This window comes from Mesorhizobium sp. ES1-3 (assembly GCF_020164795.1).
In the GTDB taxonomy this organism is placed as follows: domain Bacteria; phylum Pseudomonadota; class Alphaproteobacteria; order Rhizobiales; family Rhizobiaceae; genus Mesorhizobium.
Window position 1 is genome coordinate 160,638 of record NZ_JAIUGW010000010.1, and the last position, 24,138, is coordinate 184,775.

The 24,138-nt window shown below is 64.6% G+C and carries 18 protein-coding genes; 12 read left to right on the forward strand and 6 right to left on the reverse strand.

What is annotated here, in order from left to right; genetic code table 11:
- Positions 1 to 2: 2 nt before the first annotated feature.
- The 6 genes from LB536_RS16250 to LB536_RS16275 form a co-directional block, all read right to left on the reverse strand.
- Positions 3 to 3,413: an acyl-[ACP]--phospholipid O-acyltransferase gene (locus LB536_RS16250; RefSeq protein WP_224594258.1), complete on the reverse strand. Its 3,411-nt coding sequence runs from the start codon at positions 3,411 to 3,413 to the stop codon at positions 3 to 5.
- Between the two features lie 387 nt (positions 3,414 to 3,800).
- Complete coding sequence (locus LB536_RS16255) at positions 3,801 to 5,378, reverse strand: indolepyruvate oxidoreductase subunit beta family protein (protein WP_224594261.1); 1,578 nt, start codon at positions 5,376 to 5,378, stop codon at positions 3,801 to 3,803.
- Complete coding sequence (locus LB536_RS16260) at positions 5,371 to 7,524, reverse strand: indolepyruvate ferredoxin oxidoreductase subunit alpha (RefSeq protein WP_224594264.1); 2,154 nt, start codon at positions 7,522 to 7,524, stop codon at positions 5,371 to 5,373. The genes LB536_RS16255 and LB536_RS16260 overlap by 8 nt, the downstream gene beginning before the upstream one ends.
- A gap of 107 nt (positions 7,525 to 7,631) precedes the next feature.
- On the reverse strand, positions 7,632 to 8,114 hold the full coding sequence (locus LB536_RS16265; RefSeq protein WP_140757942.1) for a MarR family winged helix-turn-helix transcriptional regulator: 483 nt from the start codon (positions 8,112 to 8,114) through the stop codon (positions 7,632 to 7,634).
- Positions 8,114 to 9,688 carry a phytoene desaturase family protein gene (locus LB536_RS16270; protein WP_224594267.1) on the reverse strand — a complete coding sequence of 525 codons (1,575 nt, stop codon included), beginning with the start codon at positions 9,686 to 9,688 and terminating at the stop codon, positions 8,114 to 8,116. Before LB536_RS16270 ends, LB536_RS16265 begins: the two co-directional genes overlap by 1 nt.
- Positions 9,689 to 9,990: 302 nt before the next feature.
- On the reverse strand, positions 9,991 to 10,782 hold the full coding sequence (locus LB536_RS16275; RefSeq protein ID WP_140810880.1) for a cyclase family protein: 792 nt from the start codon (positions 10,780 to 10,782) through the stop codon (positions 9,991 to 9,993).
- Between the two features lie 118 nt (positions 10,783 to 10,900).
- Between LB536_RS16275 and LB536_RS16280 the strand changes: the two genes are divergently transcribed.
- The 12 genes from LB536_RS16280 to LB536_RS16335 all read left to right on the forward strand — a co-directional run bounded on the left by LB536_RS16280 (position 10,901) and on the right by LB536_RS16335 (position 24,136).
- Positions 10,901 to 12,475, forward strand: coding sequence for a phytoene desaturase family protein (locus LB536_RS16280; protein ID WP_224594270.1), 1,575 nt, complete (start codon positions 10,901 to 10,903; stop codon positions 12,473 to 12,475).
- A gap of 110 nt (positions 12,476 to 12,585) precedes the next feature.
- The gene (locus tag LB536_RS16285) at positions 12,586 to 14,115 is read left to right on the forward strand and encodes an ABC transporter substrate-binding protein (RefSeq protein WP_224594274.1); all 1,530 of its coding nucleotides are present in this window, start codon (positions 12,586 to 12,588) and stop codon (positions 14,113 to 14,115) included.
- A gap of 88 nt (positions 14,116 to 14,203) precedes the next feature.
- On the forward strand, positions 14,204 to 15,211 hold the full coding sequence (locus tag LB536_RS16290) for an ABC transporter permease (RefSeq protein WP_224594278.1): 1,008 nt from the start codon (positions 14,204 to 14,206) through the stop codon (positions 15,209 to 15,211).
- Positions 15,204 to 16,052: an ABC transporter permease gene (locus LB536_RS16295; RefSeq protein ID WP_224594285.1), complete on the forward strand. Its 849-nt coding sequence runs from the start codon at positions 15,204 to 15,206 to the stop codon at positions 16,050 to 16,052. Before LB536_RS16290 ends, LB536_RS16295 begins: the two co-directional genes overlap by 8 nt.
- On the forward strand, positions 16,049 to 16,927 hold the full coding sequence (locus tag LB536_RS16300) for an ABC transporter ATP-binding protein (protein WP_224594289.1): 879 nt from the start codon (positions 16,049 to 16,051) through the stop codon (positions 16,925 to 16,927). Before LB536_RS16295 ends, LB536_RS16300 begins: the two co-directional genes overlap by 4 nt.
- Positions 16,920 to 17,750 carry an ATP-binding cassette domain-containing protein gene (locus LB536_RS16305; protein WP_224594291.1) on the forward strand — a complete coding sequence of 277 codons (831 nt, stop codon included), beginning with the start codon at positions 16,920 to 16,922 and terminating at the stop codon, positions 17,748 to 17,750. Before LB536_RS16300 ends, LB536_RS16305 begins: the two co-directional genes overlap by 8 nt.
- 198 nt (positions 17,751 to 17,948) lie before the next feature.
- Positions 17,949 to 20,243 (forward strand): bifunctional salicylyl-CoA 5-hydroxylase/oxidoreductase, encoded by a 2,295-nt coding sequence (locus LB536_RS16310; RefSeq protein ID WP_224594294.1) that lies wholly within the window; start codon positions 17,949 to 17,951, stop codon positions 20,241 to 20,243.
- Positions 20,240 to 21,010 (forward strand): SDR family NAD(P)-dependent oxidoreductase, encoded by a 771-nt coding sequence (locus LB536_RS16315; protein ID WP_224594297.1) that lies wholly within the window; start codon positions 20,240 to 20,242, stop codon positions 21,008 to 21,010. The genes LB536_RS16310 and LB536_RS16315 overlap by 4 nt, the downstream gene beginning before the upstream one ends.
- Positions 21,004 to 21,474, forward strand: coding sequence for a MarR family winged helix-turn-helix transcriptional regulator (locus LB536_RS16320; protein ID WP_224594298.1), 471 nt, complete (start codon positions 21,004 to 21,006; stop codon positions 21,472 to 21,474). The genes LB536_RS16315 and LB536_RS16320 overlap by 7 nt, the downstream gene beginning before the upstream one ends.
- Positions 21,471 to 22,283: an enoyl-CoA hydratase family protein gene (locus LB536_RS16325; protein WP_224594301.1), complete on the forward strand. Its 813-nt coding sequence runs from the start codon at positions 21,471 to 21,473 to the stop codon at positions 22,281 to 22,283. The genes LB536_RS16320 and LB536_RS16325 overlap by 4 nt, the downstream gene beginning before the upstream one ends.
- Positions 22,284 to 22,514: 231 nt before the next feature.
- On the forward strand, positions 22,515 to 23,663 hold the full coding sequence (locus LB536_RS16330; protein ID WP_224594303.1) for an acyl-CoA dehydrogenase family protein: 1,149 nt from the start codon (positions 22,515 to 22,517) through the stop codon (positions 23,661 to 23,663).
- A gap of 77 nt (positions 23,664 to 23,740) precedes the next feature.
- Entirely contained in the window at positions 23,741 to 24,136 is a 396-nt protein-coding gene (locus LB536_RS16335) for a RidA family protein (protein ID WP_140810865.1), read from the forward strand.
- The last annotated feature ends 2 nt before the right edge of the window (positions 24,137 to 24,138 follow it).

The window sequence follows — 24,138 nt, forward strand, 5'->3', positions numbered from 1 at the left end:
GATCAGGCGGCCTCGACCTTGGCGGGCGCGAAGTCTTCGCCGCGCACCAGCTTGGTCACGCCGACGAAGTCGATCTTGCCCGAGCCAAGCACCGGCACATGCGACACGACTCGCACTTCGGCCGGCACCATCAGGTCCATGGCGCCGTTCGCCTTGGCGAAGGCCAGAAACTCGGCGCGCGTCGCCCTTTCGGCTTCGGTGATGAGCACCAGTCTTTCGCCCTTGCGCGGATCCGGCACGGTCGCGACCGCCGAGAGCGAGCCTTTCCACAGCTCGCCCGCCAATGCTTCGACGGCAGCCAGCGAAATCATCTCGCCGCCGATCTTGGCGAAGCGCTTGGCGCGGCCACGGATGCTGACGAAACCGGCCTCGTCGATGCTGACGATGTCTCCAGTGTCGTGCCAGCCGTCGTGCAGGGGTTCGAGCACACCAGGCTTTTCGGCCCTGAGATAGCCCGCCATGACGTTGGGGCCGCGCACGAACAACCGTCCGCCACCTTCGACGCCGATCACTGGTTCCAGGCGGTATTCCATGCCGGGCATGATTTTTCCGACCGTGCCTGATTTGTTGTACATCGGTGTGTTGATGGAGATCACCGGCGCCGTCTCGGTGACGCCGTAGCCTTCGAGAATGCGCAGGCCGAACTTCTCCATATAGGTTTCGCGGGTCGAGGCCTTGACCGGCTCGGCGCCGGAAAAGCAATAGCGCACCGAGCGGAAATCATAGGGATGCGCGGTGCGTGCATAGCCGTTGAGGAAGGTGTCGGTGCCGAAAATGATCGTCGCGTTCGAGGCATAGACCAGTTCCGGCACAATGCGGTAGTGCAGCGGCGACGGATAGAAATAGACGGGGACTCCCGACACCAGCGGCAGCACCGTGCCCGCCGTCAACCCGAAGGAATGGAAGATCGGCAGCACGTTGAACACCTTGTCGCCCGAGTGGAAATCGATGCGCGAGGCGGCCTGCGCGGCATTGGCCAGGATGTTGCGATGGGTGAGCACCACGCCCTTCGGCGTGCCTTCGGAGCCTGAGGTGAACAGGATCACGGCCGGGTCGGAGGCCTTGCGGGCAACCCTGGGCGTGCTCTTGCGCAACAGGCCAAGCAGCTTGTCCTTGAGGCCGATGGTTGCACGCAGATCATCGAGCCAGACGATGTTCACCGACCGGCCGACCTCCTCGACCGTCGCGCCGAGCTTGGCCTGCTCGACAAAAGCCCGAGAGGTCAGAATGGTGGTTACCTCCGCCGCCTTGCAGGCGGACAGGATGTTGGCGGCACCGGCTGTGAAGTTGATCATCGCCGGGACCTTGCCGGCCGACATGACGCCGAGCAGCGCAGCACAGGCGCCATTGGCGTTGGGCAGCATGATGCCGAGCGTGTCCTGTCCGCCATAGAGCGTTTCGAACTTCTCGCCGAGCACGGCGACACCAGTGAGCAGCTTGCCGTAGCTCAGCGAACCGGCGACCGGATCCTGCACGGCGAGTTGCTTCATGCCGCGCTCGGTCGCCGTCTCGATGATCCTTTCGAGCACGGTCTTGTCGATATGCTGGGTGCGGAAGACGAGGTCGGACATCACCTGGTAGAGTGCGGCACCGGCGGCGGCCCGGCGCTTGCGGCCTTTCAGCTCGTCGTCGACCTTGAGCTTGACCGGCGGCAATATGGTCACCCTGACCTTCGGGAACAGGCGGTGGCGGACATGCTGCGCCGTCAGCCGCGAGAAGGGGCTTTTCTCCAGCCCCTCGATACGGATCGGCACCACCATCGAGCCGGTCTTGTCGGCCACCATGGCGGCGCCGTCATAGACCTTCATCAGCCCGCCGGTGACGGTGATGCGGCCCTCCGGGAAGATGACCAGCGGGTCGCCGTTCTGCACGATCTTGATCAGCGTGCGCGTCGACATCGGCTTGGCCGGATTGAGCGGCAGGGCTCGGGTCAATTTGAGGAACGGCTTCATCCACCAGGCCTGCGCGATCGTGTAGTCGATGGCGAAGACCGGCTCTTCATCGGTCAGTGTCAGCGCCAGCGGGCCGTCGAGGAAGCTGACATGGTTGAGCGCCAGGATCGGTGCCGGGCCCGCGGCCTTGAGGTTCTCCAGGCCTTCCACTTCCAGACGATGGAAGGCGCGGAAGAGAATGGAGACGAAGTCGCGGAAGGCGTTGGTCGGCAGATATTTCAACATCAGCCAGGCGGCCACGGCATTGAAGGCGGCAAGCCCGAACAGCACGCTGGCAATGGAGACGCCGGCGGCCTGAATGGCGGCGACGAGGATGCCGCCCAGCGTCATGAAGCCGGCGTTGACGATGCTGACAGCGGCGACGACGCGGGCGCGGCGCGCCTCGGGCGACCAGGCCTGCACGGCAGCGAAGGTCGGCACCACCAGGAAGGCGCTGGAAATGGCCATGCCGGCAAGGTCGATCGCAACACGGATCGTGTTCGGCCCGGCGAAGAAGAGGCCAAGGGTTTCGGCCTTGGGCGAAGGCTGCATGCTCCAGATCGTCCAGGCAAGGTGCAAGCCGAACAGCGCCAGCAGCGCCGTGCCGACCGGCGCCGGAAGCAGCACCATGCGGCCCTGCGACATCCAGGCGGCGATCGCCGAGCCGATGGCGATGGAGACGGCGAACACCGCGAGATAGGCGGTGACCGCGATCTCGTTGCCGCCGAGCTGATCCTTGATCAGCGTCGGCAGGATCGAAAGCACGATGGCGCCGATCAGCCAGAACCACGAGGTCATCAATCCGGCGCGCCAGATGCGCGTGTCGGTGCGCAATTCGCTGACCTGCCGCCATGTCGAGCGGAAGATGTTCCAGTCGATGACAAGGTTCGGCGCGGCCGAGCCGGTCGAAGGGATGGAACGGCTGACGACCCAGCAGCCGACCGCCAGGATCATCATCATCGGGCCGAAGACGGCGACACCAATGCCGTCGGCGGAGACGATGCCGCCCACGATCGTGCCGCCGAGGATGGCGGCGAAGGTCGCCGACTCGATCCAGGCGTTGGCGCGGGGCAACTCCTTGCGTTCGAGATGATCGGGCAGGATGCCGTATTTGATCGGCCCAAACAGTGCCGAGATGACGCCGAACATCAACAGCGCCGTCATCAGCACGGGAATGGAGGACAGCGCGATGCCGACGACCGCGACGGCGGCGGCGCCGATCTCCGCAAATTTCAGCCGGCGGGCGATGAGCGCCTTGTCGAAGCGGTCGGCAATCTCGCCGCCCAGTGCCGACAGGAGCAGGAACGGAGCCATGAACACGGCGCCGGCCAAAGTGACCAGCGAGGCCGCCTGATCGGCGGCAAGTGTGAAGAGGATCAGGAACACCAGCGTGTTCTTGAGGAAATTGTCGTTGAAGGCGGACAGGAACTGCGTCCAGAAAAGCGGCGCGAAGCGCCGCGAAAGCATGAGATGCGTGTTCATGGCGATTTCCCATTTGGCGGAACCACGCGGCGATGCTCCGGTGATCCCCGCGGGTTCATGCGCTGTTTCAATCGTTGTAATAGCGTGAGCTGGTTAAACTTCTTACCGGTCAGATCTTCCCCGGGATCGCAGGCCCAGGCTCGTTCCGGCCAGCGACCCTGCCCCGCGTCAACGTGGAGTTGTTCAACATTTCCGCTTCTCCCTATGAACAATGTTCATGGTGCCAACGTACCACAATGTGAACAGTGTTCAAGAGAAAAATGAACGACGTTCACGAAGAGCGGATTGATGGGAGAGAAGATGCAACGGTGGCGGCCAGCCGTGTTGCCGTGGCTAGAGTCACGGAGGCGATTGGCGGCGCAATCGGCGGAGGCCGCCCGTTGAAACTCAGATGACTGAAGATGATCCCAGCGTCGCCACGGTCTTCAGCGCACCGTCGAGCATGTCGCCCTTCTCGTCCTTGAGCGCCGCCTCGCGCAAGCGGCGGATCCAGTCGGCGGCGTCGTCGCGGCCCTCGAGCAGGTCGAGAGCAGAGAGTACGCGGTCGAATTTCGACTGGGCGCGCACATGCGTGTCGCTGTAGCCCTTGATCAGCCGGCGGCAGTTGAGGATTTCGACGGCAAGCGCATAGTCTTGCCCAACATGGTCGAGCGCTAGTGCGTACCAGCGATCTAGATGGGCAAGCTCGACCTTGTGGCGCAGCAGGCCACGACGCCAGCGGCGCAGGCCGCCGATGAACCACAGGGCGGCAAAGCCGGCAAAACTGTCAGTGCGGATGCGGCGGCCATGGTTGATGCGGCGGTCGAGGAAGCCGGCGAGTTTGGGCCGGTTCTCGATGTAGCTGCCGAGCCCCGCCGGCAGCGTGCCGCAGAACTCCTCGATGCGCGGATGGAAGTACTCGGTCACCTGCAGGACCGAACCGTCCTTGACGCCAACCTCCTTGCGTACGCGCCTGTCGCGGGTCGAGCGCGTCTTCAGATCGGCGACGCGGATCATGTCGTCGTAGCACATGGCATTGGCCAGATGCTTGGCGGCGGCGATTGTCAGTGCATGGGCGTGGCCGGCGCTGTCCAGCGCGACGGCTTTGTCCAGCCGATCGAGATATTCGCGCCCATAGGCGATGTCCTGATAGTCGACGACCTTTCTCAGACCCCGAAGCGCCATGTCGCGCACCGCCACCGGCATCTGGTCGATGCGGGCGGCCAGCGCCAGCCATCCCTGCAACATGTTTTGCGGGCCACTCACGTGCCCGGCACCCAAGGCGGATTCGACAATCGCTGGCTCCGCCGGTTTCGGCGCCGGCATCGCCACGCCGCGCGCGCGATCGAACGCCACGCCGAAGGCGGCGAGGCTGGCCTTGACGCCACGGCCGCCGTTGCCGATTGCCTGCTCATAGCTCTCGCGGGTAAACGGCAGTGCGTCGGAGCCGGCCAGCGCGCCAAGCAGGCTGGCCGAGATCATCGAGCCGTTGTCGGCGGCGATCTTCTCCATGTCGAAGGCGATGAAGCGCTTCGACGCGGCTTCCGCCGTGGCTTGGACCTTGGACGACGAGGCTCGGCCGTCGCCCGGTTCGATCTTTTCCGAGACGGCGGCGATGCGATGCGAGGAAGCGATCAGCGTCGTGCGGTTGGGGGTGACGAACCCCCGGATGATAGCGCGGCCGGCTTCCATCAGTTCGGCGGCGATCAATATGTCGACATCGCCCTGCGAGGGCGACAGGGCGAAGACCGGCAGGCGGCCCGTGTCGCGGGCCATTTCGATATAATAGATGGTGGCGCCGGTGCGCTGGGCGACGCCGGCGACCGAGGTCGATTGCGCGACATAGCCATTGCGCTCGGCGACATCGGTGATCCAGTCGGCGAGCACGCCGCCGCCCTGGCCGCCAACCGCCAGCACGGCGAGCTTGATCACCTGCTCATCGGCAGCACCGGAGCTGGGACGCAGGGAGGGGACAGGCTCAAGCATCGGCGAATGTCAGGCGACGGCTTTCGCGCCGCCTCTGCAGGAAGCCGATCGTCGCGCGGCGCGTGGCTTCGAGGAAACGATCCCAGCGGCTTGGATTGTGTACGACATCGGCGCGGTAGAAGGACGGGCAGAGCACAGCCGCATCCGCCACCTCGCCGCAATTGCCGCAGCCGACGCAGTTCTGGTCGATCGATGCGACCGGATCGTCGCGCAGCGGATCGTCGAGCGATTTCACCGACAGCGACGGGCAGCCGGAGAGCCGCATGCAGGCATGGTCGCCGGTGCAGATGTCCTCGTCGACGCCGAATTTCGGCTTGACGACACGCTCGCCGCCTTTGATCGCCTTGTCGACCAGCGGCTTTTCGCGGCGCTGGCGGTTGAGCATGCATTCCGACGAGGCGACGATGACTTTTGGCCCCTTTTCGTCCGTCGTCAGCGCCTCGCGCAAGGTGTCCTGCATCTTGCCGACATCGTAGGTGCGGTCGACGTGGCGCAGCCACTTGACGCCCATGCCTTTCACCGCCTCGGTGATCGGATGCTTGGTCGACTTCGTCTTGTTGCCGGCGCGCGACGACAGGATGTCCTGCCCCCCAGTGGCCGCGGAGTAAAAATTGTCGACGATGACGATGACGCCGTCATTCTTGTTGAACACCGCATTGCCGATCGAGGAGGTCAGGCCATTGTGCCAGAAGCCGCCGTCGCCGACGAAGGAGATCGAGCGGCGCTTGGCGTCGGGCGAATTGAACGCCGAGGCCGAGGCCGGACCCAGCCCGTAACCCATGGTTGTCGCGCCGAGTTCGAAAGGCGGCATGATCGAGAACAGATGGCAGCCGATGTCGGAGGCTATGTGGTGCTTGCCGAGTTCCTGCTCGACCAGCTTGGTCGCGGCAAAAATCGGCCGTTCCGGGCAACCGATGCAGAAGCCCGGCGGCCGGCCCGGCACGACGTTGATCAGGTCAGCCGTGTCGACGCCGTCGCCAACCTTGTTGGGCGCGCGCACCTCGCCCGGCAACAGATGCGGCGCCTCGGCGCGCAGGAAGGCGCCGATGCCGTCGAGCATGACCTGGCCGGTATATTCGCCGGCCATCGGCAGATGCTCCTTGCCGACCAGGCGGGTGCCGCGCCCGGCCTTGTGCAGCATCGCGGCAAAGGCCTGTTCGATATAGTTGGGCTGGCCTTCCTCCACCACCAGCACCGCTTGCTTGCCTTCGCAGAAAGACAGGAATTCGTCGTCGATCAGGGGATAGACGGCGTTGAGCACGTAGAGCGGCACATCCGTGTCGCCATAGGTGTCGGCAAGGCCGAGCCGCTGCAGCGCGCGGATGACCGAATTGTACATGCCGCCCTGCATGACGATGCCGACCGAGCCGTGGTCCGAGCCGAAGAACTCGTTGATCTTGTTCCTGGTGATGAAATCCACCGCCGCCGGCCAGCGCTTCGCCACCTTCTCCTTCTCGTGCAGGAAGGAGGCGGGCGGCAGCACGATGCGGCCGGTGTCGCGGCGCGGTGCGTCCAGCGCATCGGCGACCGTCATCGGCGGGCGCTTGTTGTCCTTGGCGATGAAATGGCCATGCACATGGCAGCAACGGATGCGCACCTGCAACATGACCGGCGTGTTGGAGATTTCCGACAGCTCGAAACCGTCCTCCACCGCTTTGACTATAGATGGCAGATTGGGGCGCGGGTCGAGCAGCCAGACCTGGCTCTTCATGGCGAAGGCATGGCTGCGCTCCTGCATGATCGAGGAGCCCTCGCCATAATCCTCGCCGACGATGATCAGCGCGCCGCCGGTGACGCCGCCGGAGGCGAGATTGGCCAGCGCGTCGGAGGCGACGTTGGTACCGACCGTCGACTTGAAGGTCGCGGCACCTCGGATCGGGTAGTGCACCGAGGCGGCGAGCATGGCGGTGGCGGTGGCTTCCGAGGCGCTGGCCTCGAAATGCACGCCGAGCTCGCCCAGAATGTCCTGCGCGTCGGCCAGAACGTCCATCAGATGGCTGATCGGCGCGCCCTGATAGCCGCCGACATAACCGACGCCGCATTGCAGCAGCGCCTTGGTGATGGCGAGGATGCCCTCGCCGGCAAATTCCTCGCCGGCGCCGAGCCTGAGTTTTTCGACTTCCTTGGCAAAAGACCGTTCGGCCATCTCTGCCTCCTTCCGTTGCCGCCGACAGCCGGCGGCGCGTGCATTCTAGAATCCTTGTTTATGCATGTCGTTTCCCCAAAGCCGGGTCCACTTTTGGGCGACATGCATTAGATGTCGTGCTTGCGAATGTTCTTCAGCATCTTCAAAAGCGTGGCGATAAGTGCTGCATATTCGGCGTCGTCGATATCGTCGAACATCGCCTCGAAGGCGTCATGCATGGCGGGCCAGGCGCGGGTGAACTCGGCGCGGCCTTCGTCGGTCAGGAACACGTGGCGGATGCGGCTGTCGGTGACACCTTGCTCACGCCGCACGAACCCTTGCCCCTCCAGCGTGTCCAGCGTGCGGCTCAAGGTCGACTGCTCGATGACGGTATAGACCGAGAGGTCGTTGACGGTGACGCCGTCGGTGACCGACAGCACGGCCAGCGTGCGCACCTGTGAAATCGTCAGGCCCTGCTTGCGGAAATCTTCACGCAAGGTGGCGTTGTAGCGGCCCATGATGCGGTTCATCAGATAGGGCGCGAATTGCTGCAGGCCGATCTGACCGAGGGTCGAAATGCGTTGGCGTTTTTCGGCGACCTTCTGTTCCATCACAGTTTCCCCGCCAGCAGGAAACCGGAGCCGCCGCCAAGGCCAGCACCGGGATGGGTCGAGGCACCGATATGGTAGAGGTTCTTGATGCCGGTCTGGTGGTTGCGGCTGGTCTTGAACGGCCGCCACAGGAAGGACTGGTCAATGGTCGAGGAGCCGCCGTAGGGATCGCCGCCGACCAGGTTGACGTTCATCGCCTCGAGATCGGCCGGCGAATAGGCGCGGCGCGCGATGATGCTGTCCTTGAAGCCGTCGATATGGCTGGCGAGGATCGCTTCGGCACGGTCGGCATAGGCTTCTCGCAGCGCCTCGGTCCATTGACCGTCAGCCGGCGCCTGCAGCTTGCCGGCAGCGTCGCCCTTGATGTGGCGCGGCGCCTCGGGCAATTGCAGCCACAGGATCGCCTTGCCTTCCGGGCAGCGCGACGGGTCGAGCGCATGCGGCTGGCCGACACAGATGGTCGGCACATCAGGCAGCATGCCGCGCGCCGCCTCGTTGCAGGCTTTCGAGACACCATCCAGGCCAGGCGTCAGATGCAGCAGCGCCACCTTGTCGAGGCCCTCGCCGCCGCGCCAGGCCGGTGGCTTGTCGAGGGCGTAGTGGATCTGGAAGTTGCCTTTGCCATAGCGGTATTTCCGCGTCGCTTCGACGTCGTCCTTCGGAGCGTCCGTGCCGAGCAGGCGACCATAAAGCTGCGTCGGCGTGACCGAGCAGATGACGCTCTTGGTGGCGTGAACGGTTTCGCCCGAGGCCAGCCGTACGCCTGTGGCGCGACCTCCGGTCAGGAGGATGGAGGCAACGTCCGCTTCGGTGGAAATGACGCCGCCACGCTCCTTGATGAGCGCCTCGAAAGCCGACAGCAGGTTCTTCGCGCCGCCCTTGACGATCGGCGCGCCGGCAGCCTCCAGCGCGAAGGCGATCACCTTGGCGATCTGGCCGGAAAAGCCGTCTTCCGGGCCAAGCCCGGCATGCAGCACCCACGGCGCCCAGAGCGCGCGGACGGTCTCGGACTGATAAGCGCTTTCCAGCCAGCCGCGCGCCGACACAAGGGCGTCACCGAGAAAGGCGGCAAGCCCGCGCGGACCACGCCGCCAGGCGTCGCCGGCCAGCAGCTTGGCCGTCGGATAGGACCACAGACTGCCGCTGAGCAAGCCGAACAGCAGGCCGGCATTGCGCTCGATGCCGCCGACATCTTCCGCATGGCGGTCACCGTCGCCGGCCGCGATCGCGTTGAACGCAGCGATGTTGGCGGCGCGGTCGGTGGTGAGCACCGCGTGGCTGCCATCCGGCCGCAGCACGCCCGTTGGCGTGCCGGTGTGGCAGAATTCCAGCCCGTGCCGGGCGAGGTCGGCGCCCAGTGCTGCGAAGGCCGGCGAGGTGATGAACAGCACGAAGGTCGTCGCCATCACGTCGTGGATGAAGCCGGGCGCGGTGATCTCCTCGGTGCGCATGCAGCCGCCGATGCGGTCATTGCGCTCCAGCACGAGCACCCTGGCGCCATTGCCGCCAAGCATCGCCGCGCAAACCAGCCCATTGATGCCGCTGCCGACGATGATGTGATCGGGGGCGTTCATTGATGATTCCCCGGGGCCAGCTGGTAGGCATGCGAGGTCAGCCCTCTACGGCGCCCCCCTCTGTCCTGCCGGACATCTCCCCCACGAGGGGGGAGATTGGCAGCTTTGGCGCCCCGCTCGTTCTTGCAACGTTGGAAATTGGCGAAGGCAACGATGACAGCCGATCTCCCCCCTCGTGGGGGAGATGTCCGGCAGGACAGAGGGGGGCGCCGTAGAGCGGCGGCCTTGCCAGGCTGCCCCTTCCCACCCATCACTACAACATCTGCTGCAACCATGATCTTCTCCCGAAGACCGCCTTCGCCCTATTTCCCCGGCACCAGCGCGAGTGCGCGGATCGGGCTGCCCGTGCCGTGCTCGATCTTGAGCGGTGCCGCGATCAGGATGGCACCTTTCGGCGGCAACTGGTCGAGGTTGCAGAGGCTGGCCAATCCATAGCGGTTGGCCTTGTGCATCAGCGTGTGCGCCGGGAATGGCGGCTCCATGCCGCCGGCCTTGCCGGCATCGGTGCCGATGGTCTCCGAGCCCCAGCCCTTGATATTCTTGCTGATCAGGAACTGGATGGCTTCAGCCGTCGGGCCGGGCGTGTGCGGGCCGGTCTCGTTGGCGTTGAGGAACTCGGCTTCCGAGCCGTTGCGCTTGTACCAGTCGGTGCGCATCACCACCCACTCGCCGGCATTGATGGCGCCATGCTTGGCTTCCCAGGCCTTGATGTGGTCGACGGTGAGCAGGAAATCAGGGTCGGCGGCGGCCTCTTTCGAACAGTCGATGACATTGACCGGACCGATGAAATTCTGCGCTGGAATGGTGTCGGTGGCGCCGTCCGGATAGTCCTTACCACTGATCCAATGCTGCGGCGCGTCGAAATGCGTGCCGGAATGCTCGCCGAGCTTCAGCCAGTTCCACGCCCACCACGGACCGTTCTTGTCGTAGCGGGAGATCGAGTGGATCTCGACCTTCGGCGTGTCGACGGCGAGCTCCGGCGGGAGCTTGATCAGCGGTGTGTCCGGTCCGAGCGGCGCCGTCAGGTCGACCACCTTGATGGCGCCGGAAAGGAGCTGGCCGGCGACTTCGCCGAGAAGTTTTTGGGTGTCCATGGTCTCTGTTCCCTCTTGTCTGACATGATCAAGGCTCGTCTCGGCCCTTAATATCCTACTAGACGAAAACATATGCATCTGCAATTATCTTTAAGCATAAAGGAAATGGGAACGGGGCGTGAGCGAGTTCGACGCCATCTTTGTCGGGGCGGGCCATAACACTCTGGCATGCGCCGCGCATCTGGCGCTCAAGGGCTGGAAAACCGGGGTTTTCGAGCGCAGCGCGACAATCGGCGGCGCCGTCCAGACCCGCGAATTCACCCTCCCCGGCTTCCGCCACGACTTCGGCGCGATGAATCTGAGCCTGTTCGCCGGCTCCGCCTTCCACCGGAAATATGCAAATGAATTGAAAGCGCAGGGGCTGGAATTCGCGCCGGTCGCCGACTGTTTCGCCAGCGCGTTCCCGGATGGACGCTGGTTCGGCGTCAGCAACGATCTGGAAAAGACCGCCGGCCACATGGCCGCGTTTTCAGCCGCCGATGCCGCAACATGGCGCAAGCTGGTCACCGCCTTCCCCACCGAAGCCGAACATTTGTTCAAGCTGCTGGGCTCGCCAATGAGCGCCCGGGCGCTTGCGGCAACCGCCTGGAACCTGTGGCGCAAGAAGGGTGTTTCCGGCGCGCTCGACACCGGCCGGCTGCTGTTGTCTTCGCCGCGTGCGTGGCTGGAGGAAAATTTCGAGTCACCACACATCAGGGCGACGTTCGCCACCTGGGGCATGCATCTCGACTTCGCGCCAGATATCGCCGGCGGCGCCGTGTTTCCCTATCTGGAATCGATGGCCAACCAGAGTTTCGGCATGGTGCTGGGCAAGGGTGGCGCCGACACGATCATCCGTGCGCTGGCCGGCATGGTGACGTCGGCCGGCGGCAAGATCGTCACCAGCGCCGATGTCGCCGAGATCAAGGTCTCCGGCGGCAAAGCGACAGGCGTAGGGCTTGCCTCCGGCGAGACGCATACGGCCACCAGGGCGGTCATTGCCGGCGTGGCGCCCAAGGCGCTGACCGGCAAGTTGCTGCCCGGAGGTTCCGGCGACACCCGCTTCGACACGGCGATGCAAAAATTCCGGCATGCGCCGGGCACGATGATGATCCACCTGGCGCTGGCCGATCTGCCGGATTGGCGGGCCGGGGCAGAGTTGCGCCAATTCGCCTATGTGCATCTGGCGCCATCGCTCGACCAGATGTCGCGCACCTATCAGCAGGCGATGGCAGGCATGTTGCCGGACGAACCGGTACTTGTCGTCGGCCAGCCGACGGCAGTCGATCCGTCGCGCGCGCCTGCGGGCAAACATGTGCTGTGGGTGCAGGTGCGCATGCTGCCCGCCGAAATCGCGGGCGACGCCTCGGCCAAGATCGCGCCGGCGCATTGGGATCAGGTCAAGGAGGCCTATGCCGACCGCGTGCTCGACATCATCGAAACCTACGCGCCGGGCCTGCGCGCAAAAGTCCTCGGCCGCGCGGTGTTTTCGCCAATCGATCTCGAGCGCGAGAACCCGAACCTCGTCGGTGGCGACCAGGTCTGCGGCAGCCATCATCTGGCGCAGAACTTCCTGTTCCGTCCTGCGCGCGGCTATGCCGGCTGGAACACGCCGGTCAGCAATCTGCACCTCACCGGCGCCGCGACATGGCCCGGTGCCGGCACCGGTGCCGCCTCGGGCTTCATGCTCGCGCAACAGCTCGGCGGGAGGTAGGCCAGACGATTTCATGAGGGCGACGAGAGGCAAGGCGCTGCTGCCGACGAAGCCCGAACCAATGACCGGACGAAGCCGCGCGAAGACAATAACCAACAAGGGGAACGACCATGACAATCAACAGACGCGAATTGCTGGGGTACAGTGCCGCGGCACTTGGCGTGGCCGCCGTTGGCCTGCCAACCATCGCCCAAGCTGCCGCCGGCGAACTGACCATCGCCTACAACGTCAACCTGCCGTCCTGGGATCCGACCACCGGGCCGTCAGCCGTCAACCCGACGATCCAGGGCCTCTACCAATCGGTGTTCGACCAGTTCATCCCGCAGAAGCCGGACCTGTCCTTCGCGCCTGGCCTGCTGACCGAATGGGGCTGGAACGACGACCGCACCAAGATCATGATGACGGTGCGCGAAGGCGTGAAATGGCATGACGGCTCACCCTTCACACCGGAAGACGTCGTCTGGTCGCTGCAGCGCGCTGGCGACGAAAAGACCGGCAACCCGATCCAGTTCGTCTGGAAAAACGTCAGTAATTTCAAGATCGACGGCAACAAGATCACAGGCGACGTCGTGCAGTTCGACCCGGTCTATTTCAAGTGGATGTCGTTCCTGACCGGCTACATCATGCCCAAGGCCTATTACGAGAAGGTCGGCGCCGAAGGGTTCGAGAAGGCGCCGATCGGCACCGGCCCCTACATGGTCGAAAAATTCGAGCGCAATGCCTTCCTGCGGCTGAAGGCCAATCCGAATTATTGGGGCGGCAAGCCGGCCTTCGAGAATGTGACGATCAAGTTCGTCACCGATGCGGCAAGCCGCGTCGCCGAGATCGAATCCGGTTCCTCGCAGGTGACGCTCGAAATCCCCTATGAGGAATACGACCGGCTGATCGCCAAGGACGGGCTCGCCGGCTCGATCAAGAATGTTTCCGACATCGGCATGATCTTCTTCAACGACATCGAAGCGATGCTGGACAAGAACGTGCGCCAGGCAGCCGTCATGGCGGTGGACAAGGAGCTTCTGGTGAAGCGGCTGCTGCGCGGCTATGGCCAGCCGATCGCCACACTGGAAACGCCGGAATACACGGCCTTCGATGCCTCGATCAAGGTGGAGCACAATCCGGAGAAGGCCAAGGAACTGCTGGCGGCATCAGGCTATTCGCCGGAAAAGCCGGTCAAGTTCACCATCCAGACGACCAAGGGCTTCAAGCCCAAGGACTATGAGATGATCCAGGCGATCGTCGGCATGTGGCGCAAGGTTGGCATCGATGCGACGATCGAGGTCTACGAGATCGCCAAGCACTACGAATTGCGCGCCGCCGACAAGCTCGCGCCCGCGGCCTTCTACAACTGGGGCAACGCCATTGGCGATCCGACCACCTCGACCGGCTTTGCCATGTATGGGCCGAGCCCGCATTCGGTCTGGGACAGCCAGGACCTGATCGACATGATCAATCCGCTGTGGGGAGAGAAAGACGAGGCCAAGCGCATCGCCGGCTGGAAGGCGGTCGATAAATACATCGCCGAGCAGGCCTATGTGCTGCCGCTGATGCAGTACGCGCAGCCGATCGTGCATGCCAAGGGCGTCAACGTGGTGCAGCATATTTCCGGCGCGCTGCTGCCGGCCCTGATGACCCCGGCCTGATATCGGCCCGGAATTGCCGCGCGCCGTCGCCAATGACGGCGCGCATTTTCCATCGGGCATACGAGCCCAAGGGCTCCTGAAGATTTAAATGCTCCTGCAACGATTCCTGATCCGTCTGCTGACGATGCTGATCACGCTGTTCGGCGTGGCCGTCGTCGTATTCGTGGTCATCCGCGTCGCGCCCGGCGACCCGATCGCCATGATGCTGCCGCCCGGCGCCACCAGTGACGACATCGCCCGGCTGCGCGCGCTCTACGGGCTCGACAAGACGATCGTCGAACAGTTCTTCATCTGGCTGTCCGGTGTCGCCAGAGGCGATTTCGGCACCTCGATCTCGCTGCGGCAAGAGGTGCTCGGCCTCGTCTTCAACCGGCTTCCGGCAACGCTGGAGCTTGCCATCGTCGCGCTTGTCATGGCGGTGGCGATCGGCGGCACGACGGCGATACTCGGCGCGCGCGAACGCGGTACGGCGGTCGAAGCCGGCATCGACATCGCCAGCGGTGCAGCGCTTTCCATTCCCGATTTCCTCTGGGGCCTGGTGTTGATCCTGCTCTTCGGCGTGCTGGTGCCGATCTTCGACATTTCGGGCCGCGTGTCGCCGCAACTCGACCTGCCCTTCGTCACCCAATTCTATTTCTTCGAGAGCCTGCTTCGGCTGCGCCTCGACCTGACCTGGGACCTGTTGAAACACATGCTGATGCCGGCGATTGCCCTGGCGCTGCCGCTGGCGGCAATCATCTCGCAGCTGTTGAAACAGTCGCTGAAGGAAGTGCTCGACCTCGACTATGTCGTGCTGGCACGGGTCAAGGGTTTTTCGGAAACGCAGGTTATCCTGCGCGAGGCGCTGAAGAATGCCGCCCTGCCGACGCTGACCCTGGTCGGCGTGCAATTCACCTTCCTCATCGGCGGCACGGTCATCGTCGAACGGCTGTTCTCCTATGAGGGCCTCGGCAACATGGCGATCGACGCCGTCATCAACCGCGACCTGCCGCTGATCCAGGGCATCGTGCTGGTCTTCGCGCTGCTGTTCGTGCTGATCAACCTTGCCGTCGACATGATGTATGCGCTGCTCAATCCGAGGCTGCGCCATGGATGAGGCACGCATCCCACGACGCGGATTGAGCCCGAGGCTGTGGCTGGCCGGCGGCTGGCTCCTCATCGCGCTCCTGGCGGCAATCTTCGCGCCGCTGGTCGCGCCGCAGGATCCGCTGGCGCAGGATTTAATGCTCGAACGTCTGCCGCCGTTCTGGCTCGATGGCGCCGAGCCTGGTTATTGGCTCGGCACCGACAGCCTCGGCCGCGACCTGCTTTCGCGCCTGATCTTTGGTGGCCGCATCGCCTTCATCGTCGCCTTTGCCGCGGCCATCGCCGCCTGCGTCGTCGGTTCGACGCTCGGCTTGATCGCCGGCTATTTCGGCGGCTGGGCGGACCGGATCATCTCGCGCATCGTCGATATCTGGATGGCGTTCCCGCCGGTGCTGTTCGCCATCCTGCTGGTGGCCGTGCTCGGCACCGGCTTGAGCTCGGTCATTCTCGCCATCGCGATCATCGACTGGACGCGCTTCTGCCGGGTCATTCGTGCCGAAGCCATGGGGCAGTCGCGCATGGACTATGTCGAGAATGCCCGCATCGCCGGCTACGGCCGCATCGGCATCATGCTGCGCGAGGTGCTGCCCAATGTAGTGCCGTCTATCGTGGCGCTGCTGTCGCTGGAGATGGGCATCGCCGTCATCGTCGAGGCGATCCTGTCCTTCGTCAATCTGTCGATCTCGACCGACGATCCGACCTGGGGCGGCATCATCGCCGAGGGCCGGCTGTCGATCCATCAGGCCTGGTGGGTGCTGGTTTTCCCGCTGATCACGCTCATCCTCACCGTGCTCTCGTTCAGCCAGTTCGGCGAAGCGCTGAAGACGCGTTTCGATCCGGTGCTGCGATGAGCGCCTGCCTCGACATCGCCAATCTGAGCGCCGTGCTGGCCAATGGCCAGCGGGTGCTGCGCTCGGTATCGCTCTCAGTGCAACCCGGCGAGGTGCGCGCGCTGGTGGGTGAGAGCGGCGCCGGCAAGACGATGATCGGCAAGGCGGTGCTTGGCGTCCTGCCATCGAGCGTGCGCATCGTCGAGGGCGATATGCGGCTCGAGGGCGAAGACCTCGGCAAGCATCCGCCGAAGGCACGGCGCGCGCTGATCGGCGCGCGCACGGCGCTGATCCCGCAGGATCCGCTGACCGCGCTCAACCCGTCGCGCCGCATCGGCCCGCAGATGACCGACCGGCTGGTGCGCATTCTCGGCTGGAGCGGCGACAGGGCCGATCGGCGGATCCGGCAATTGCTGGACGAGGTGCAGATCCGCGACCCCGACCGCGTGCTGAAGAGCTATCCGCACGAACTGTCCGGCGGCATGCGACAGCGCGTGCTGATTGCCGCGGCCTTTGCCGCCGAGCCACGGCTGATCGTTGCCGACGAGCCGACCACGGCACTCGACGTCACCGTGCAGAAACAGATCCTTCGGCTGATCGCCGCGTTGCAGCGCGAGCACGGCACCGCGATCCTGTTCGTCACCCACGATCTCGGCGTCGTCGCCAAGATCAGCCAGAAGGTCTCGGTGCTTTATGCCGGCAAGGTGGTTGAGGAAGCCGAGACCGCCGATCTCTTCGCGGCACCTCGGCACCCCTACACCCGGGCACTGATGGCTGCCACGCCGCGCTATACAGATCCCTTCGCCTCGCTGAAACCCGTGGACGAGACGGTACTGGCCGGACTTGCGGCCGAGATCGCGGCAGCCGACCAGGCCTGGAGGCGTCCGCATGGCTGAGCCGCTGTTTTCCGTGCGCGGGCTGAAGGTCGCGCTGCCCGACATGACGCGCAAGCCGCTGATCGGCCGCGCACCGCTGGCCGAGATTCTGAAAGGCCTGGACTTCGACCTGCCCAGCGGCTCGGTGACGGGCATCGTCGGCGAATCCGGTTCGGGAAAATCGACGCTTGGCCGTACGCTGGTGCGGCTGTTGGAGCCAAGCGCCGGCAGCGTCCGTTTCGAGGGCCGCGACATCACCCATCTGCCGGAAGCGGCACTGCGGCCACTGCGCCGCGACCTGCAGATGATCTTCCAGGATCCGATGTCGTCGCTCAACCCGCGCCGCACCATTGCCAGCATCATCGCCGCACCGCTCAAGCAGAACGGGCTTGGCGACAATCTGAAGACACGTGTCGCCGAGGCATTGCAACGCGTCGGCCTGCCGCAGAGCTTCGCCAGCCGCTTCCGCCACCAACTGTCGGGCGGCCAGCGCCAGCGCGTCGGCATTGCGCGCGCGCTGGCGCTGTCGCCGAAATTCGTGCTGGCCGACGAGATCGTCTCCGGGCTCGACGTCTCGACGCAGGCGCAGATCCTCACGCTGCTGGAGAAGCTTGCCGCGGAGATGGGCCTGACGGTCGCCTTCATCAGCCATGATCTGTCGGTCATCCGGCGGCTCTGCCAACAGGTGATCGTCATGCGCGAGGGCAGGATCGTGGAAGCGAGCGCCACCGACGCGCTGTTCGACAATCCCAGGGAGACTTACACGCGAGACCTGCTTGCCGCAATTCCGCTTCCCGAGATCGACGCGGACTGGCTGCGGCCGCCCGGGAAGGCGCCGGCATAAGACTGTCCATCCCGCACGGTGCTTGCCGCGATCCTGTTCGGCTCGATGGGAGCGGCCTCGGCGGATACGCCTGAAGGTCGTCACGGCAAGCGCGCGACCCACGTCCGCATAATCATTTCGACATAAAACTTTAAGCTTGAAATATCTTGCCGCCGGCGCGATACTCGATATGCAGCAAGCGAAGAGGAGAGCGCACGGATGAAGGTTGCGGTTCTCGGCGGCGGACCAGCCGGCCTCTACTTTGCCATTTCAATGAAGCTGAGGGACGCCGCGCACGAGGTGACGGTTTTCGAGCGCAACCGCGCCGACGACACGTTCGGCTGGGGCGTCGTGCTGTCGGCCGAGACGCTCGACAATCTTGCGAAGAACGATCCGGTCAGCGCCGTCTGGATCAAGAAGCATTTTGCCTATTGGGACGACATCGCCGTCATCCATGACGGCGTGCGCACGGTCTCGTCAGGCCACGGCTTCTGCGGCATCGGCCGCAAGCGCCTGCTGGTTCTCTTGCAGCGCCGCGCCCGCGAACTCGGCGTCAAGCTGATGTTCGAAACCGACATCGCCGATCCAAAACCCTATATGGAGACCCATGATCTGGTCGTCGCCGCCGACGGGTTGAACTCCAGGGCGCGCAACAGCTTCGTCGATATCTTCAAGCCCGACATCGACACGCGCAAATGCAAGTTCGTCTGGCTCGGCACCAACCAGAAATTCGACGACGCCTTCACCTTCATCTTCGAGAAGACCGAGCATGGCTGGGTGTGGGCGCACGCCTACCAGTTCGACAGCGAGACCGCGACCTTCATCGTCGAGTGCAGCGAACAGACCTGGGCCGCCTTCGGCTTCGGCGCGATGACGCAGCAGGAGTCCATCGCGGTGTGTGAGCGCATCTTTGCCAAACATCTCGGCGGCCACGCGCTGATGACCAATGCCAATCACATCCGTGGCTCGGCCTGGATCAACTTCCCGCGCGTGCTGTGCGAGCGCTGGTCTTACAAGAATCTGGCGCTGATGGGCGACGCGGCGGCCTCGGCGCATTTTTCGATCGGCTCGGGCACCAAGCTTGCCCTGGAAAGTGCGGTGGCGCTGGCCGACTATGTCGAGACCGAACCGGACCTCGAGGCCGCGTTCCGCAAATATGAGGATGCCCGCCGCACCGAGGTGCTGAAGCTGCAGTCGGCGGCGCGCAATTCTCTGGAATGGTTCGAGGAGGTCGAACGCTATCTCGGTCTCGATCCGGTGCAGTTCAACTATTCGCTTTTGACCCGTTCGCAACGCATCAGCCACGAGAATCTGCGGCTGCGCGATGCCGAATGGCTGGGCGGCGCCGAAGAGTGGTTCCAGCGGCAGGCCGGTGCCGGCGGCAACAGGCTGCGTCGGGCGCCGATGTTCGCGCCCTTCAAGCTCCGCGACATGGTCCTCAACAATCGCGTCGTCGTTTCGCCGATGGCGCAGTACAAGGCCGTCGACGGCTGCCCGACCGACTGGCATTTCACCCATTATGCCGAGCGCGCCAAGGGCGGCGCCGGGCTCGTCTATATCGAGATGACCTGCGTCAGCCCGGAAGGACGCATCACGCCCGGCTGCCCCGGCTTCTACGCGCCCGAACATGAGATGGCATGGAGGCGGCTGGTCGACTTCGTCCATACCGAAACCGAAGCGAAGATATGCGCCCAGATCGGCCATTCCGGCGCCAAGGGTTCCACCCGAGTCGGCTGGGAAGGCACCGACGTGCCGCTGGTCTCGGGCAACTGGCCTGTCATGGCGGCATCGGCCGTTGCGTGGTCGCCTGAGAACCAAGTTCCGAAGGCGATGAACCGCGCCGACATGGATTTGGTGCGCGATCAATTCGTGGCCTCAGCCGAGATGGCCGATCGCTGCGGCTTCGACATGCTCGAAATCCACGCCGCGCACGGCTATCTGCTGTCGTCGTTCATCACGCCGGTCACCAACCGGCGCACGGACGCCTATGGCGGTCCGCTGGAAAACCGCATGCGCTATCCCCTCGAAATCTTCCACGCGGTGCGCGCCGCCTGGCCGGCGGGAAAACCGATCTCGATGCGCATTTCGGCCAATGACTGGGTCGGCATCGAAGGCGTGACGCCGGCAGATGCCGTCGAGATCGCGCGGATGCTGCACGAGGCCGGCGTCGACATCTGCGACGTTTCGGCCGGCCAGACTTCTGTGTTGGCAAAGCCGGTCTACGGACGCATGTTCCAGACGCCGTTTTCGGACCGCATTCGCAACGAGGTCGGCATGGCGACGATGGCGGTCGGCAACATCTTCGAGCCCGACCACGTCAATTCGATCCTGATGGCCGGCCGCGCCGATCTGGTGGCGCTGGCGCGGCCGCATCTCTCCGATCCCTACTGGACGCTGCATGCGGCGGTGACGCTCGGCGACCGTGGCGTCAAATGGCCGGATCCCTATCTGCCCGGACGCGACCAGCTCTACCGGCTGGCCGAGCGCGATGCGGCCGCGGGGCTGAAAGTATGACGGCCGCGACAATCTCCGGCAAGCATGCGCTGGTCACCGGCGGCGGCTCCGGCGTCGGCCGGGCCATCGCGCTCACTTTGGCCGAGGCTGGTGCCGACGTGACCATATGCGGGCGCCGCGAAGCTGAGCTCGCCAAGCTTGCCAGCGCAAACGGCCACATCCATGGCATCGTCGCCGATGTCACCAATGAGGTGGCGATGGCATCGCTTTACGAGACGGCAGAATCCGCGCGCGGGCCGTTCGACATGGTCGTCGCCAATGCCGGCATGGCCGGCAGCACGCCGGCGCACAAGACCTCGCTGGCCGACTGGCAGCGAACGCTCGACGTCAATTTGACCGGGGCCTTCCTGACGGTGAAGCCGGCGCTGGCCGGCATGGCCGCGCGCAAGGCAGGACGGATCGTCTTCATCGCCTCCACCGCCGGTCTGAAAGGCTACGCCTATGTCGCGCCTTATGTGGCGGCCAAGCATGGCGTCGTCGGCCTGATGCGGGCGCTTGCCGCCGAGACGGCGAAATCCGGCGTCACCGTCAATGCCGTATGTCCGGGCTTCGTCGAGACCGACATGCTGGAGGAGTCCATCCAGCGCATCATCGAGAAGACCGGCCGCTCGGCTGGCGAGGCGCGAGCCAGCCTCGTCTCGACCAATCCGCAAGGCCGTTTCATCCAGCCGCAGGAAATTGCCGAAGCCGTGCTGTGGCTGTGCGGCGACGCGGCGCAATCGATCACCGGACAGGCGATTTCGATCTCGGGAGGTGAAACATGGTAGCCGGCCCCCTGCCCGTGCCATCGGGCCCCGGCAAGGACCGGCTGCGTCTTTGGATCAGGCTGCTGCGCGCCTCGCGTACGATCGAGTCCGAACTGCGCGAACGGCTAAAGAGGGAATTCGATACGACCCTGCCGCGCTTCGACGTCATGGCCGCGCTTTACCGGGCGCCGGAAGGCATGCTGATGAGCGACCTGTCACGCTTCCTGCTGGTGTCCAACGGCAATGTCACCGGCATTGTCGACCGGCTGGTGTCGGAAGGACTTGTCGCCCGCGCGCGCCGCAATGGCGACCGCCGCACCTCCATGGTGCGGTTGACCGACGAGGGCACGAAGTCCTTCGCCACCATCGCCGCCGCGCATGAGGGCTGGATCGGTGAATTGCTGGGCAAGGTCAGCGAGGATGATGCGCGCCGGCTGACCGGCATGCTGACCTCGTTCCGCAGCAACTGGGAGGGACGCGAATGACTGCAATGGCCGGCCTGAAGCCGAAGCATTTCCTGTGGGAGGTCGAGGGCAGGATCGCCAAGATCCGGCTCGACCGGCCGGAGCGCAAGAATCCGCTGACTTTCGACAGCTACGCCGAACTGCGCGACACGTTCCGCGACCTCGCTTACGCCGACGACGTCGACGCCGTGGTGTTCCTGTCCAATGGCGGCAATTTCTGCTCCGGCGGCGATGTCCACGACATCATCGGTCCGCTGGTCAAGATGGACATGAAGCAACTTCTCGCCTTCACCCGCATGACCGGCGACTTCGTCAAGGCGATGCTCAATTGCGGCAAGCCGATCATCGCGGCTGTCGACGGCGTGGCGGTCGGCGCCGGCGCCATCATCGCCATGAGTTCGGACATTCGCATCGCCACGCCGGAAGCCAAGACGGCGTTCCTGTTCACACGTGTCGGCCTTGCCGGCTGCGACATGGGCGCCTGCGCGATCCTGCCGCGCATCATCGGCCAGGGCCGCGCCGCCGAACTGCTCTACACCGGCCGCACCATGACGGCTGATGAAGGCGAGCGCTGGGGGTTCTACAACAGGCTGGTCGATGCCGCGGCTCTGGAGGCCGACGCGCTGGAGATGGCGGCACGGATCGCCTCCGGCCCGACCTTCGCCCACGGCATCACCAAGACGCAGCTCAACCAGGAATGGTCGATGAGCCTCGACCAGGCGATCGAGGCCGAAGCGCAGGCGCAGGCTATCTGCATGCAGACCCGCGATTTCGAACGGGCGTACCTGGCTTTCGTGGCCAAGGAAAAGCCCGTGTTCGAGGGGAATTGAGGATGGGCGTTCTATCGGAGACGTTGGCGGGACAGCGCCCCCCTCTGTCCTTCCGGACATCTCCCCCTCTAGGGGGGAGATTGGCTGTCACGTATGCTTTCGCAAACCGCCGACGTCGCAGAAAGGGCGCCGCTGCCGACACTGCCAATCTCCCCCCTAGAGGGGGAGATGTCCGGCAGGACAGAGGGGGGCGCCGTAGAGCACTAATCTTGAAGTACCGCGGAGGCAGACATGCCTGACCGCTCTTTCCTCAACTGGCCGTTTTTCGACGACCACCATCGCGACCTCGCCGAGCACCTCGACGCGTGGTGCGCGAAAAACCTGCCCGTCGATCATCATGACGTCGATGCCGCCTGCCGTGAACTGGTGGCTAAGCTCGGCAAGGACGGCTGGCTGAAGCCGACGGCGCTCGACACCGACAATCCGGGACCGCTCGACGTGCGTACCTTGTGCATCACGCGCGAGACGCTGGCGCGCCATGATGGGTTGGCAGACTTCGCCTTCGCCATGCAGGGGCTCGGCACCGGCGCGCTCAGCCTGTTCGGCACGCCGGACCAGCAGCAATGGCTGGCAAAGACGCGCACCGGCCAGGCGATCTCCGCCTTTGCCCTGTCGGAGCCGCGCTCCGGATCCGATGTCGCCAACACCGAGATGACAGCGACGCGTGACGGCGACAGCTACGTTCTCACCGGCGAGAAGACCTGGATCTCCAATGGCGGCATCGCCGATCTTTATGTCGTCTTTGCCCGCACGGGAGAGGCCCCGGGCGCCAAGGGGCTTTCGGCCTTCATCGTGCCGGGAGACGCCAAGGGCCTCGGTATCGCCGAACGTCTCGAAGTCATCGCGCCGCATCCGCTGGCGCGGCTTTCGTTCGGTCAGGTCCGGCTGCCTGCCTCTGCGCTGATCGGTAGGCCGGGCGACGGTTTTCGCATCGCCATGTCGGTGCTCGACGTGTTCCGCTCGACGGTCGGCGCGGCGGCGCTCGGCTTTGCCCGCCGTGCACTCGATGAAAGCATCAAGCGCGTGGCCGAGCGCAAATTGTTCGGCGCGCCGATGGCCGAGTTGCAGATGGTGCAGGGCCATGTCGCCGACATGGCGCTCGACGTCGATGCGGCGGCACTGCTGGTCTATCGCGCCGCCTGGACCAAGGACATGGGCGCCGCGCGGGTGACGCGCGAGGCGGCGATGGCCAAGCTGTTCGCCACCGACAAGGCTCAGGAGGTGATCGACAAAGCGGTGCAACTGCATGGCGGCGACGGTGTCCGCAAAGGCCACATCGTCGAGAGCCTGTATCGCGAAATTCGCGCACTGCGCATCTATGAGGGAGCATCGGACGTCCAGAAAGTGGTGATCGCGCGGCAAGTGATGGGCGCGGCCTGAACAGGTCGCGTTGATGGATTGGATTGTTTTGAAACGCGGATATTGCGGACCCGATATTGGATAGGCGGAGAGACGACATGCACGAGATCCTGCAGCCGGAAGGCTGGGCAAAACCGGTCGGCTACGCCAATGGCATAGCCGCGCGCGGCAGGCTCGTCTTCGTCGGCGGACAGGTCGGCTGGAACGGGCAATGCCAGTTCGAGACCGACGATTTCGCCTGCCAGGTGCGGCAGACGCTCCAGAACATCGTCGCGGTGCTGGCCGAGGCCGGCGCGGAGCCACGGCACATCACCTCGATGACCTGGTATTTTACCGACAAGGCCGAATATCTCGGCAACCTCAAGGGGATCGGCGAGGCCTATCGCGAGGTGATCGGCCGACATTTTCCGGCCATGGCCGCCATGCAGGTGGTGGCGCTGGTGGAAGACCGCGCCAAGGTGGAGATCCAGGCGACCGCCGTCGTTCCGGAATAAAG